Source organism: Dactylosporangium salmoneum, assembly GCF_039532525.1.
In the GTDB taxonomy this organism is placed as follows: Bacteria; Actinomycetota; Actinomycetes; order Mycobacteriales; family Micromonosporaceae; genus Dactylosporangium; species Dactylosporangium salmoneum.
In genome coordinates, this window is sequence record NZ_BAAARV010000019.1 from 324,367 (window position 1) to 336,670 (window position 12,304).

12 protein-coding genes are annotated in these 12,304 nt (G+C 73.6%); 4 read left to right on the top strand and 8 right to left on the bottom strand.

Translation table 11 applies throughout. The annotated features are described in order from the left end of the window. Window positions 1–31 precede the first annotated feature (31 nt). The 4 genes from ABD352_RS11880 (at window position 32) to ABD352_RS11895 (ending at window position 3,940) form a co-directional block, all read left to right on the top strand. Complete coding sequence (locus ABD352_RS11880) at window positions 32–844, top strand: alpha/beta fold hydrolase (RefSeq protein ID WP_344612348.1); 813 nt, start codon at window positions 32–34, stop codon at window positions 842–844. Further along, window positions 831–2,198, top strand: coding sequence for a phenylacetate--CoA ligase family protein (locus ABD352_RS11885; RefSeq protein WP_344612349.1), 1,368 nt, complete (start codon window positions 831–833; stop codon window positions 2,196–2,198). The genes ABD352_RS11880 and ABD352_RS11885 overlap by 14 nt, the downstream gene beginning before the upstream one ends. Further along, complete coding sequence (locus ABD352_RS11890; RefSeq protein ID WP_344612350.1) at window positions 2,195–3,064, top strand: amidohydrolase family protein; 870 nt, start codon at window positions 2,195–2,197, stop codon at window positions 3,062–3,064. The genes ABD352_RS11885 and ABD352_RS11890 overlap by 4 nt, the downstream gene beginning before the upstream one ends. Window positions 3,065–3,319: 255 nt before the next feature. Further along, window positions 3,320–3,940: a helix-turn-helix domain-containing protein gene (locus ABD352_RS11895; RefSeq protein WP_344612351.1), complete on the top strand. Its 621-nt coding sequence runs from the start codon at window positions 3,320–3,322 to the stop codon at window positions 3,938–3,940. Window positions 3,941–3,956: 16 nt separating this feature from the next. Here the strand turns inward: ABD352_RS11895 and ABD352_RS11900 are convergent, their stop codons facing one another. The 8 genes from ABD352_RS11900 to ABD352_RS11935 are packed head-to-tail and all read right to left on the bottom strand — an operon-like array spanning window position 3,957 to window position 12,232. Continuing rightward, complete coding sequence (locus ABD352_RS11900; RefSeq protein ID WP_344612352.1) at window positions 3,957–5,015, bottom strand: alpha/beta hydrolase; 1,059 nt, start codon at window positions 5,013–5,015, stop codon at window positions 3,957–3,959. After that, the gene (locus ABD352_RS11905; RefSeq protein WP_344612353.1) at window positions 5,012–6,031 is read right to left on the bottom strand and encodes an LLM class flavin-dependent oxidoreductase; all 1,020 of its coding nucleotides are present in this window, start codon (window positions 6,029–6,031) and stop codon (window positions 5,012–5,014) included. The genes ABD352_RS11900 and ABD352_RS11905 overlap by 4 nt, the downstream gene beginning before the upstream one ends. Next, window positions 6,028–6,351: a TIGR04076 family protein gene (locus ABD352_RS11910; protein WP_344612354.1), complete on the bottom strand. Its 324-nt coding sequence runs from the start codon at window positions 6,349–6,351 to the stop codon at window positions 6,028–6,030. Before ABD352_RS11910 ends, ABD352_RS11905 begins: the two co-directional genes overlap by 4 nt. A gap of 3 nt (window positions 6,352–6,354) precedes the next feature. Beyond that, on the bottom strand, window positions 6,355–7,329 hold the full coding sequence (locus tag ABD352_RS11915) for an NADPH:quinone oxidoreductase family protein (RefSeq protein WP_344612355.1): 975 nt from the start codon (window positions 7,327–7,329) through the stop codon (window positions 6,355–6,357). Further along, on the bottom strand, window positions 7,326–7,706 hold the full coding sequence (locus ABD352_RS11920) for a nuclear transport factor 2 family protein (RefSeq protein WP_344612356.1): 381 nt from the start codon (window positions 7,704–7,706) through the stop codon (window positions 7,326–7,328). Before ABD352_RS11920 ends, ABD352_RS11915 begins: the two co-directional genes overlap by 4 nt. Next, window positions 7,703–8,920, bottom strand: a complete 1,218-nt coding sequence (locus ABD352_RS11925) for an amidohydrolase family protein (RefSeq protein ID WP_344612357.1) — start codon at window positions 8,918–8,920, stop codon at window positions 7,703–7,705. The genes ABD352_RS11920 and ABD352_RS11925 overlap by 4 nt, the downstream gene beginning before the upstream one ends. Next, on the bottom strand, window positions 8,917–10,575 hold the full coding sequence (locus tag ABD352_RS11930; RefSeq protein WP_344612358.1) for a hydantoinase B/oxoprolinase family protein: 1,659 nt from the start codon (window positions 10,573–10,575) through the stop codon (window positions 8,917–8,919). Before ABD352_RS11930 ends, ABD352_RS11925 begins: the two co-directional genes overlap by 4 nt. Continuing rightward, entirely contained in the window at window positions 10,568–12,232 is a 1,665-nt protein-coding gene (locus ABD352_RS11935) for a hydantoinase B/oxoprolinase family protein (RefSeq protein ID WP_344612359.1), read from the bottom strand. The genes ABD352_RS11930 and ABD352_RS11935 overlap by 8 nt, the downstream gene beginning before the upstream one ends. Window positions 12,233–12,304 lie beyond the last annotated feature (72 nt).

Sequence of the window (12,304 nt, forward strand, 5' to 3'; positions counted from 1 at the left end):
CTCGTAACCCCACCGGAAGGCTCCGAACCGCATGACGCACCGCACGTACCTCGAGACCTCCCACGGGCAGATCCACGCTCGCGTCGCCGGCGACCGCGGTCCGCACGTCGTACTGCTCCACGAGAGCCCGCTCTCGTCGTTCGTGTACGACGACGTGCTGCCGCTGCTCGCCCCCTGGGCGCGCGTCCTGGCCCCCGACACGCTGGGCTACGGCATGTCCGACGCCCCGCCCCAGCGGCTGGACATCCCGGGCTACGCCAAGCCGGTCGTCGAGCTGCTCGGCTCGCTCGACGGCCCCGCGGTGCTCGTCGGCTCCCACACCGGCGCCAGCATCGCCATCGAGGCCGCGCACCAGGCGCCGCAGCTCGTGTCCGGCCTGGTCCTGCTGGGCATCCCGACCTACACGCCCGAGCAGCAGCGCGACCGCCGGCAGAACTGGGCGCCCGAGGAGCCCGTCGCGGAGGACGCGGCCCACCTGCTGTCGGCGTGGACGCGGTACCAGGGCCTGTGGCGCGGATGCGACCCGGTGACCCGCCAGCGCGCGGTGTGGACGATGCTCGGGTCGCTCGAGCGCTACAACTGGGCGTACAACTCGGCGTTCGAGTACGACCCGCTCACCCCGCTCTCCCGCGTCACCTGCCCGGTGCTGTGCGTGGCGGCCGACGGCGAGTTCCTGGAGGAGGGCACCCGGCTCGCGGCCGAGCGGCTCGGCCTGCCGTACGCGGTGGTGCCGGACTGCATCGGCCAGATCCCGGTCCGGCAGCCGCAGGTCTGCGCCGACCTGATCGAGCGGTTCGTCGCCGAGCACGACCTCGCGGGAAGCGTGACCGGTGCCGCTCGCTGAGGACGCCTTCCGGCCCGGCGCCGATCCCGCGCGGCTGCGCGAGGTCCAGGACGCCGCCCTGCGGGCCACGGTCGGCCGGCTCGCGGCGAGCCATCCCTTCTACCGCGAGCTGTGGGCGGAGCAGGGGGTCGACCCGCTGGCGGTGCGGGGCATCGACGACCTCCCGCTGCTGCCGCTGACCACCAAGACGATGTTCACGGCGGCCCCGGAGCGGTTCCGCCTGGAGCCCGACGGGTCGCCCGAGCGGCAGCTGTGGGACATCGCCTACACCTCCGGCTCGACCTCCGCGCCCGCGCCGATCTACCAGTCGGCCTACGACTTCCACGCGATCCTGGCCGCGCAGGTCCGGATGGCCGAGATCCGCGGGATGCGCGGGGACGACCGGATCGCCAACCTCTACCCGCTCACGCCGCAGCCGCACGGCGCGTGGACCCGGACGAACCACGCCGCCGCGGTCCTCGGTGCCACCGTCGTGTGCGGGATGAGTGGCACGAGCCCCTGGTTCGGCGTCACCCGGCGCCTGGGCGAGGTCGCGGACCTCCTCGTCGCCACGCGCCCGACGGTGCTCTGGGGCGTGCCGAGCTACGTCCGCCGCGTGGTCGACGAGGTCGTTCGCCGCGGCGGCGCCCTGCCGGACGTTCGCATGCTCGCCATCAGTGGCGAGGCCACCACGCCGGCGATGGCCGCACAGCTCGCCGGCCTCCTCGCCGCCGCCGGGGCCCCCGACGTGGTGATCTCCAACAGCCTCGGCGCCTCCGAGCTGCAGTACGGCCTCGTCGAGTGCGTCCCCGGCGCCGGGTTCCACAACCCGGTTCCCGAGCTGCTCCACCTCGACGCCGTCGACGACGGCGGCCGGCCCGTGCCGCCCGGCACCCCGGGCGCCTTCACGATGACCCACCTCGACCGGCACGGCACCGTCCTGGTGCGGTATCTGCTCGGCGACCGCGTCGAGGTCGACCACGGCCCGTGCCCCCATTGCGGCCGCCTCGGCGGGCGCGTGGTGGCGCACCATGGGCGGTCGGGTCGCTCACTCAAGATCAAGGGCCAGCTCGTCGACACGACGGTGCTCGAGACGACCGTGGCCGGCGTGCCGGGCGTGGTCGACCATCGCGCCGTCGTACGCCGCAGCGACCCGGCCGACCCGCTCTCGGGCGACGCGCTCGTCGTCCAGGTGGCGCTGGCGCCGGCCGCCGGGCAGGCGGTCACCGAACACGTGGCGGCCGCCGTCAAGCTCGCGACCCGCGTCACGCCCACCGTCGAGGTCACGACCGCCGACGTGCTCTTCCCGCCCGACGAGCGGATGAAGCCGCGCCGGTTCGTCGACGAACGCCAACATCAGGAGACCCCCGCATGAGCACGCCCGCCATCGACATCGTGTGCAACCTGTTCACGCCCGAGGTGATCGCCTCCCGTCCCGCGTGGTCCAAGCAGTTCCTCGGGGGCAAGGTCAACGCCTCCGACACCACGCTCGCCGGCCTCACCGTCGAGCAGCACCTCGCGGCGCTCGACGCCGCGAACGTCGAGCACGCGCTGATGATCGCGCCCAAGATGGGCCGCGAGGGGCTCTCCGAGTCCTGGCGGCTGGACCCGATGAGGATCGTCGACCTGGTCCAGGCGCACCCGGACCGATTCAGCGGGCTCATCGGCATCGACCCCTTCGAGGGCATGAAGGGCGTGCGGGAGCTCGAGCGGATGGTGACCGAGTACGGCATGGTGGGCGCGCACCTCTACCCGCACTGGTTCGAGCTCGCACCCGACCACGCGCGCTACTACCCCTTCTACGCCAAGTGCGCCGAGCTGGGCGTGCCGGTGCAGATGCAGGTCGGGCACTGCCTGCGCTACAGCCACGACAACCCGCTGCCGTCGGTCGGCCGGCCGATCCTGCTCGACACGATCGCGTGCCACTTCCCGGAGCTGAAGATCATCGGCATCCACGTCGGCTGGCCGTGGACCGAGGAGATGATCGCGGTGTCGTACAAGCACCCCAACGTGTACATCGGCATCGACGCCTACGCCCCGAAGTACCTCGACCCGAAGCTGGTGAGCTACCTCAACGGCTGGGGCTCGGACAAGGTCATGTTCGGCACCGACTTCCCGGTCATCCCGCACGCCCGCGCCCGCGAGGAGATCGCCGCCTGGAACCTGCGGCCGGAGTCGGAGGCCAAGCTGATGCGCGAGAACGCGCTCAGGGTGTACAACCTGAAGCCAGCCACTCGGTGAGGATGGCGGCCGCTCCAGCCCTGTCCTGCGCGACGCTGCGGTGCCCCCGGTCCACGCCGACCGGGGGCACCGCCGTCTGCTCGCGGTGCCGTGCCGCCAACGCTGCGAACGACGCGTTCCCCAGGAGAGAATCGCCGGCTACCAGCCCATTTCGAAGTACAGATCCCCGCAAGCACGCCGGAATTGGACTTTCGGGGGTCCTCCCGCCGGACGAAGTTCGATAGGATTGAACAAGTTTCGGCAGGAGGTTCGAAGGTGAGCACGACCGCGAGGCAGCACCGCGTCGAGGACAACGGGCAGGCGCTGGTCGGCGCGCGGATGCGCCAGTTCCGCAAGGAGCGGGGGCTCACGCTGCGCGGCCTCGCCACCCAGTCCGGGCTTTCCATCGGGTTCCTGTCCCAGGTCGAGCGGGGCATCTCGGCGATCGGCCTGACCGCCCTCAACGGCGTCGCCGCGGCGCTGGACCGCCCGGTCGCCGAGTTCTTCCACACCGACGACGAGGCGGCACCGCCGCCGGCGCCGACCGACGACCTGCCGGACCATTTCACGTTGACCCGCGCCCAGAACGGCGCGACGGAGTACGTCTCCGGCCAGATCACCTACCGCATGCTCTCCGACCGCGGCCCGCACCTGGTGCTCGAGCCCATGGTCGTGCACATCGCGCCCGGCGGGCGCCGCGAGGAGGCCTACGGCCACGCGGGCGAGGAGTTCGCCTACGTGGTGTCGGGGGAACTGCTCTACGAGGTCAACGGCATCGAGCACCGGCTCTACCCGGGCGACAGCCTGCACCTGCGCTCGAGCACCCCGCACCGGCTCTACAACGACACCGACGGGGTCACCACCGTGGTGTCGGTGGTGACCCCGCGCCTGTTCTAGAGACCGTTGTTCACTCTCACGTCAAAATTTCGCTGACCGCGTCCATGGTGGCCGTCCAGGCCGGCGTGCGCGGGTCGATCACGTCGAAGTGGTCGGCGGCCACCTCGAGCCGGACCACCCGGTCGCCGGCGGCCAGCGCGGCCCGGCCGTAGCGGCGGGACATGTCGACGAGGTCCAGGCCGTCGGCCCGGCCCTGCACCACGACCACCGGCACGCCCAGCGGCAGCCGCAGCAGCGGGTCCGCCGCCGCCAGCGCGGCCTCGTCGCCGCGCAGCGCCCCGGCGACCGCCCCGGTGCCGATCCCACGCCGCTGCCCCTCGGTCAGGTCGAGCACGCCCGCCTGGGACACGACCACCGAGACCGCACCGGGCGCGTCGGCCGCCGCCCGCACCGCGAGCTGCCCGCCGGCCGAATGACCGAACAGCACCAGCCGCGACGGGTCGACCCGGGCATCGGCGGCGCCCGCGAAGGCCAGGCCCGCGGCCACGTCGGCCGTGGTGGCCGCCCAGCCGTGACGGTCCGGGCGCCGGTACTCGAGGTTCCACGCGGCGAATCCGCGCCCGGCCAGGTCGATCGCCATCGCGTCCATGAGGTCGGCGCCCCAGACCGAGCGCCAGAAGCCGCCGTGCAGCAGCACCGCGACGGGCGCCGGGCCGGTGCCGGCGGGCAGCCGCAGCTCGCCCCACTGCTCCTCGTCCGGACCGTACGCGATGCGCCGGGCCGGGTGCCGCAGCCGGTGCACGGCCCGCCGGACGGCCCAGGTGACACCCCAGATCTCGCGGCCCTGGTGGTGCTCCGACCCGGCGGCGACGGGCCGTGGCCCGGTCGCGGTCAGGTCGAGCCACACCGTGCGCGGGGCGTGCCGGCCCGGCTCCGTCATCAGCCGCCGGGCCGGTGCCGTGGGCCCGGGCAGCGCGACGACGGCGCCGGTCGTGCCCTCCAGCGCCGCCGCGAGGTCGGGCGCCTCGCGGACGGCGCCGTCCACGCCGAGCCCGGCGAACTCGGCCTCGGCCAGCTCGCGCACCAAATCGAGGTCGGCGGCCAGGTCCGGACCGACGAGCACGTCGACGTTCACGCCGTCTCCCTCCGCAGCAGGGGCAGCACCGCGCCGCCGAGCAGGTCCACGCCGCCGTCGTCGGTCAGCCCGTGCGGCGTGCCGAACTCCACCCGCCCGACGCCGGCGTCAATCAGCGCCTGCGCCTGGGCCGCGACCTGCTCCGGCGTGCCGGAGAACGCGAACAGGTCGAGCACGTCGTCGGGCACGAGCCGGCCGGCGGCCTCGTGCTCGCCCTGGTCGACCAGCTCGGTGACCCGGCGGACGAGGTCCGCCGGCACGCCCGCGGTCGGGTCGAGATCGGCGACCACCGCGAGGTACATCGCGACCTCGGTGCGGGCCTTGGCCCGGGCGGCGGCGCCGTCGCGGTCGACCACGGTCACCGCGCCGAGCACGATCCGCACGTCGTTCACCGACCGGCCGGCCGATTCGGCGCCCGCCCGCAGCCGGTCGCGCATCACGGCGACCATCGCCGGGTTGGCGCTGCCGCCGACCTTGATCTCGGCGGCGATCCGGCCGGCGAGGGCCGCGCCCTGCGCGCCCCAGGCGCCGATCAGCAGCGGCGGGTCGGGCCGCTGGACCGGATAGCGCAGGGCGACGCCCGGCGCGAGCCGGAACACCCGGCCCTCGAAGCCGTCGGTCCGGCCGCCGAGGAGGCGGTAGACGACCTCGGCCGCCTCGCCGAGCGCCGAGATCGGCCGGGGCTGCTCGATCCCGACCGCGCCGAGCCAGGTGCCGCGGGCCAGCCCGAGGTAGGCGCGGCCGGCCGAGGCGAGGTCGAGCGCCGCGAGCTGCCCGGCGATCTCGTACGGCGCCATGGAGTACGGGTTGAGGCAGGCCGCGCCGAGCCGGACCCGCGAGGTGGCGCCGGCCATCTCCAGCAGCGGGAAGATCGGCGGCTGGAACATGAGGTCGCCGAAGACGGTCAGCACGTCGAAGCCGTGCGCCTCGGCCGCCCGGGCCAGGCGGGCGTAGTCGCCGGGCCGCTTGTCGCTCTGGATGCCCAGGCCGATCTCGACCCCGGCCGGGGCGCTCACGTGAGGTCGGCCGATCGCATCCCGCGCCGCTGCGTCCGCTCGACCCGCATCACCAGGCGCTCCTCCGGATCGGGGCAGCAGAACAGGGTGTCGCGCTCCAGCCAGTCGCCGGCCGGCAGCGCGCGCTGCTTGGCCGCCAGGAACGGCAGGACGGCCGCCAGCGCGTAGACGCAGAAGTGCTTGCCGTCGGGCAGCCGCAGGTGGGCGCTCTGCTCCAGCTCGAAGCAGTCACCGACCGCCATTCCGCAGACCGAGCGGCCCTCGATGTGGTCGACGGTGACCCTGAGGTCGTAGATCTCCATGTCGTGTTCTTCGGACATTCCTCACCCTCCGATCCGGACGACGATCTTGCCGGTGGTACGCCCGTCAGCCAGGTCCTGCAGCGCGGCGGGCGCCCCTTCGAGCGGCTCGACCCGGTTGACCGGCGGCCGCACGGCACCCGAGGCGCAGAGTGCGAACAGGGCCTCGTAGGCGGCGGCGACCTCGTCCGGCCGCCGCCAGGGGTAGGCCGACCCCCACGAGAGGCCGACGAGGGTGGCGTTGCGGGCGGTGAGGCGCATCGGGTCGACGGCCGGCGGCGGGCCGGCCGCGGCGCCGACGGCGACGATGCGGCCCTCGAAGGCGAGGCAGTCCAGCGAGCGGGCGAACACGTCGCCGCCGACGGGGTCGACCACGACGTCGACGCCCGCGCCGCCGGTGGCCGCGTCGACGGCCCGGGTGAAGTCCTCGGTGTGATAGTCGATCGCGACGTCGGCACCGTTGGCGCGGCAGGCCTCGGTCTTCGCCGGGCCGCCGGCCGTGCAGATCACCCGCGCGCCCCGGGCGACGGCCAGCTGGGTGGCCGCGACGCCGACCCCGCCCGCCCCGGCGTGCACGAGGACGGTGTCCCCTGTGGACACTCCGGCCCGCTCCAGGGCGAACCACGCGGTCTGGTACGTCACCGGAATTCCCGCGCCGGTCACCGGGTCGAGCCCGGCGGGCCGCGGCACGAGCAGGCCGGCCTCGATGGTGACGGTCTCGCCGAGGGCGCCGTGCGGCAGCGCCGGGCACCCGATCACCTCGCGGCCGGCGTCGGGCCCGGTCAGGACCCGCCCGCTGAACTCGACCCCGGGCGTGACCGGAGGATCCGGGTGCACCGGGTAGGTCCCGCGGCAGAGCATCACGTCGAGGAAGTTGAGACCAACCGCCTCGACCTCGACCGTCACCCGGCCCGGACCGGGCTCCGGGTCGTCCGGCACGTCCGCGACGGCGAGCACGTCGAGCGGCTCGCCGTCGCGGTATGCGACGAGGCGCCTCACGGGCGCACCAGCTCCGCGTGGTGGTGGACGATCCGCCAGCCGTCGCCGGTGCGCCGCAGCACGTCCGTGACACGGGTGACCGACACCTCGTCCTCGGCGCGGCAGTGCAGCTCGTAGCGGGCCACGCCGACGTCGCCCCACACGTCGATGCGCTTGGCGCGGGCGGCCATCTCGGCCAGCACCGGGCGCCGGCCGGCGGCATCGCGGGTGTCGCGGTACTCGTCCAGCTCCGCCCGGGTGCGCAGCGGCCCCGGCAGGTGCGTCTCCCAGGTGGTCACGTCGGGGTCGAGGTGGGCGTCGAAGCGGCCCCGGTCGCCGGCCAGGAAAGCGGCGTACATGTCGTCGATCGCGTCGGCGATCTCCACGGGGGCGGTCACGGCCGCACCCCGACCCGGTCGTCGCGCACCACGGCGCCTCCCTTCATCACCCACCGCACGCCCCGGAATGCCGAGGTGTGCGCCATCGGGTCTTCGTCCATCGCGATCAGATCGGCGTACTTGCCCGGCTCGACCGTGCCCAGGTCCTGCTCGGCGCGCAGCCAGCGCACCGGCCCGAGCGTGCCGGCGTAGAGCGCCCGCTGCGGCCCGATGACCGCCGACATGTGCTCCAGCTCGCGGACGGTCGCGCTGGTGCCCTCGAACTGCCAGAACGGCGGCATGTCGCTGCCCAGCAGCACCTCCACCCCGGCGGCGACGGCCATCGCGAAGCTCTCCAGGTGCCGGTCGCCCGCGCCCAGCGACCGCTGCTGCATCCACTCCGGGACGCCCAGCTCGTCGAAGAACGCCTTGCACCGGGTGACGAGCAGGGTCGGCACGAGGGCCGTGCCGCGCTCGGCCATGAGTGCGGCCAGTTCCGCGGTCAGCTCGTAGCCGTGCTCGACACAGTCGAGGCCCAGCTCGACCGCCTCGGTGATGACCGGCGCCGGGCCGGCATGGGCGGTGACCCGCCGGCCCCAGTCGTGCGCGGTCTTCAGTACCGCCGCCAGCTCGTCGGGGTGCAGCTGGCGGGTGTCGATCGACTCGTGCTTGCCGGCGATGCCGCCGGAGATCATCACCTTGATCAGGTCGGCGCCGGCCTTGACCTGCTCGCGTACCCCGCGCCGGAAGCCGTCGGCGCCGTCGCACTCGAGGGTGTCGCTGCCCTCGTGGCCGTGGCCGCCGGTGCACACCAGGGCGCGTCCGGCGGTGAAGATCCGCGGTCCGGGCGCGCGGCCGGCCTCGATCGAGCGGCGCAGCGCGAAGTCGGCGTGGTCCTTCTCGGCGACGCACCGGACCGTCGTCACTCCACAGTGGAGGGTACGGCGGGCGCCGTCGGCCATGTACAGCGCGAGCTCGTGCGGGCCCATCTGCTTGAGCCGGTCACCGGCCGCGCCCGGCAGGGTGAGCGACAGGTGGGTGTGCATGTTGGCCAGGCCCGGGGTGAGCCAGGCGCCGCCGAGGTCGATGCGGGCCGGGTCGCCGTCGATCTCGGCCAGCACCCGTTCGCGGGGCCCGACGGCGGCGATCCGCTCGCCGATCACCCAGACGGCGGCGTCCTCGACCGGCTGGATCCGCCCATCGACGACCGTGCAGTTCTCCAGCAGCAGGCTCATGGTTCCACTCCGTAGGTCGTGCGGGCGGCGTCGGCGGAGACGTAGCCGTCGGCCACGTCCTCGCGGACCGCGTCGGGATGGCGCAGGGCGGGGTCGCCGTGTCCCCCGCCGCCGGCGGTCAGCACCGTCACCCGGTCGCCGGCCGCGACGGCCGTGCGCTTGGTACTGACGGCGCGCTCCCGGTCCGTGCCGGGGAACAGCAGGATCCGGTTCGCCTCCGGGGCCGCGCCGCCGTCGCTCGCCCAGGGCGGGGACTTGGTCTTCTTGATCACCGACAGGAACTCGCCCGGGGTCACGAACCGGATGTCCCGGCGCAGCCCGGGTCCGCCGCGGAAGCGCCCGGCCCCGCCCGAGTCGGTGCGGATCTCCATCCGCTCGAAGAACATGCCGGTCTTCGCCTCCAGCACCTCGACCGGCGTGATCCGGGCCTGGGTCTGGCACGGGTGGTTGGCCGGCCCGATGCCGTCGTGACCGGGCGTCCCGCCCCAGCCGACCGGCTCGTTGTTGGACACCGCGAACAGCGATCCGGTGTCCGGGTGGACGCCGACCATCATGAACCCGGGCACGTCGCCGCCCGACGAGGCCGGCAGCCGGCCGCCCATGCCCTGCGCCAGCGCCTTGTAGATCAGCTCCAGCGCGACGGTGCCCGTCCACTGGGTGAAGGTCGCGGCCGGGTAGACGGCGTGGAAGAGCGTGCCCGGCTCGGCGCGCACGACCAGCGGCGCGAAGTGGCCGGCGTTCGTCTGCTCGGTCGGCGTGGTGATCGCCTTGAACGCGACCCGGCAGGTGGCGATCGTCGCGCCGAGGGGCAGGTTGACGGGGCCCGGCACGGCCGGCGACGAGCCCTCGAAGTCGACGGTGAAGGTGCCGCCGTCGATCGTCACGGTGACCCGCATCAGGATCGGGTCGTCGGTGATCCCGTCGTCGTCGAGCCAGTCCTCCGCCGTCCACGAGCCCTGCGGCAGCGCGCCGACGGCCTCCCGGGCGGACTGCTCGGCGGCGGCGATGACGGCGTCGACCACCGCGCCCACCGTTTCCTGGCCGTACGTGGCGAACAGCTCGGCGACCCGCCGCTCGCCGGTGCGCAGGCACGCCACCTGGGCGTGCAGGTCGCCGAGCACCGCGTCGGGCATGCGCGAGTTGAAGCGGATCAGCTCGTGGATCTCCCGGACCGGCTCGCCTTCCGCGAACACCCGGGTGCCCGGGAAGAGCAGACCCTCCTGGTGTACGTCGGTGGAGTCGAGCACGTAGCCGGGGTCCTTGGCGCCGAGGTCCATCCAGTGGGCCCGGACGCACAGGAAGGCCACGAGGGCGTCGTCGACGAACACGGGCGCGAACAGCGTCGCGTCGTAGGCGTGCGCGGCGTTCCAGTACGGGTAGTTGAGCAGCACGACGTCGCCCGGCCGCAGCGTGTCCCGGCCGACGTACTCCACGCCCTTGCGGATCGAGTAGTCGTTGGCGCCGAGGAAGCGCGACAGGCCCGTCGACTCGGCGACCAGGCGCAGGTCGGCGTCGTAGATCGAGATGCCGAAGTCGTGGACCTCGTAGATGACCGGGTTGAACGCGGTACGCACGAGCGCGGCCCGCATCTCCTCGGCCGCGGCCACGAGGTAGCTGCGCACCACCTCGGCGGTGGCGCCGTCGACCTCAGGCATCCTCGACCCCGTAGACCTCGCGGGCCTGCTCCGCCGACACGTACCCCTCGGCCACGTCCTCGCGCACCAGGTCCGGGTCGCGCTCGCGCGGGTCGCCGTGCCCGCCGCCACCGGCGGTCAGCAGCGTGATCCGGTCCCCGACGGCGACGGCGGTGCGCTTCGTGCTGACCGACTGCTCCCGCTCGGTGCCCGGGAAGATGACCACCCGGTTCGACTCGGGGGACAGCCCGCCGGAAAGCGCCCACGGCCGGGCCTTGGTCTTCTTGATGACCGACAGGAACTCCCCCGGCGTGACGAACCGGATGTCCCGGCGCAGGCCCGCCCCGCCGCGGAAGCGCCCGGCCCCGCCGGAGTCGGTGCGGATCTCCATCCGCTCGAAGAACATCCCGGTCCGCGCCTCCAGCACCTCGATCGGCGTGATCCGCCCGGTGCTGCCGGAGACGTGGGTGGCGGCGTTCATACCGTCGTGGTGCGCCGTGCCGCCCCAGCCGACGGGCTCGTTGTTGGAGACCGCGAACAGGGCGCCGGTGTCCGGGTGGACGCCGACCATCATGAACCCGGGCACGTCGCCGCCCGACGAGGCCGGCAGCCGGTCGGGCATGCCCTGGGCGAGCGCCTTGAGGATCAGCTCGACCGCGACGATGCCGGTCCAGAGCGTGAACGTCGGCTGCGGGTACACGGCGTGGAACAGCGTGCCGGGCTCCGCCTTCACCACCAGCGGCGCGACGGTCCCGGCGTTGGAGGGCTGGTCGGCCGAGGTCAGCGACTTGAGGATGACCTTGCAGATCGCCTCGGTCGCGCCGTAGGGCATATTGACCGGCCCGGCCACGGCCGGCGACGAGCCGGCGAAGTCGACCGTGAACGTGCCGTCGGCGATCGTGACGGTCACCTTCATCTGGATCGGCTCGTCGGTGATGCCGTCGTCGTCGAGCACGTCCTCGGCGGTCCAGGAGCCCTGCGGCAGCGCGGCCAGGGCCGCGCTGGTGCGGGCGGCGCCGTCGGCGATCATCCGCTCGATCGTCGCCTCGACGGTCGGGCGGCCGAACTTCTCGACGATCTCCAGCAGCCGGCGCTCGCCGGTGCGCAGTGCGGCGATCTGGGCGTGCAGGTCGCCCATCACCTCGTCGGGCATGCGCGAGTTGAACCGGATCAGCTCGTGGATCTCGCGGACCGGCTCGCCGCGCGACACCACCTTGGTGCCCGGGAAGAGGATGCCTTCCTGGTGTACGTCGGTGGAGTCGAGCACGTAGCCGGGGTCCTTGGCGCCGAGGTCCATCCAGTGCGCGCGGACGCAGAGGAAGCCCAGCAGCGGGCCGCCGGGCTCGAACACCGGGGCGAACAGCGTCGCGTCGTAGGCGTGCGCGGCGTTCCAGTACGGGTAGTTGAGCAGCACGACGTCGCCCGGGTGCAGGTTCTCCCGCCCGACGTACTCCACGCCCTTGGCGAGCGAGAAGTCGTTGGCGCCGAGGAAGAACGTCAGGCCGGTCGCCTCGGCCACCAGGCGCAGGTCGGCGTCGTAGAGCGAGAGCCCGAAGTCGTGGACCTCGTAGATGACCGGGTTGAACGAGGTGCGGATGAGCGTCGCGCGCATCTCCTCGGCCGCGGCGAGCAGGTAGGAGCGCACGACCTCCGCGGTGGCGCCGTCCAGGTCCGTCATGCGCCCTCCGCTTCGCTCCGGCCGCACGACTTGCGAGCTGAATCCATGATGACCGGCCTCTCCGCTTCGCTC

Excerpts from the sequence above, each read along its gene's own strand:
- ABD352_RS11880 (WP_344612348.1), top strand. The coding sequence starts at position 32 with ATGACGCACCGCACGTACCTCGAGACCTCCCACGGGCAGATCCACGCT.
- ABD352_RS11890 (WP_344612350.1), top strand. The coding sequence starts at position 2,195 with ATGAGCACGCCCGCCATCGACATCGTGTGCAACCTGTTCACGCCCGAG.
- ABD352_RS11910 (WP_344612354.1), bottom strand. The coding sequence starts at position 6,351 with ATGTCCGAAGAACACGACATGGAGATCTACGACCTCAGGGTCACCGTC.
- ABD352_RS11925 (WP_344612357.1), bottom strand. The coding sequence starts at position 8,920 with ATGAGCCTGCTGCTGGAGAACTGCACGGTCGTCGATGGGCGGATCCAG.
- ABD352_RS11930 (WP_344612358.1), bottom strand. The coding sequence starts at position 10,575 with ATGCCTGAGGTCGACGGCGCCACCGCCGAGGTGGTGCGCAGCTACCTC.
- ABD352_RS11935 (WP_344612359.1), bottom strand. The coding sequence starts at position 12,232 with ATGACGGACCTGGACGGCGCCACCGCGGAGGTCGTGCGCTCCTACCTG.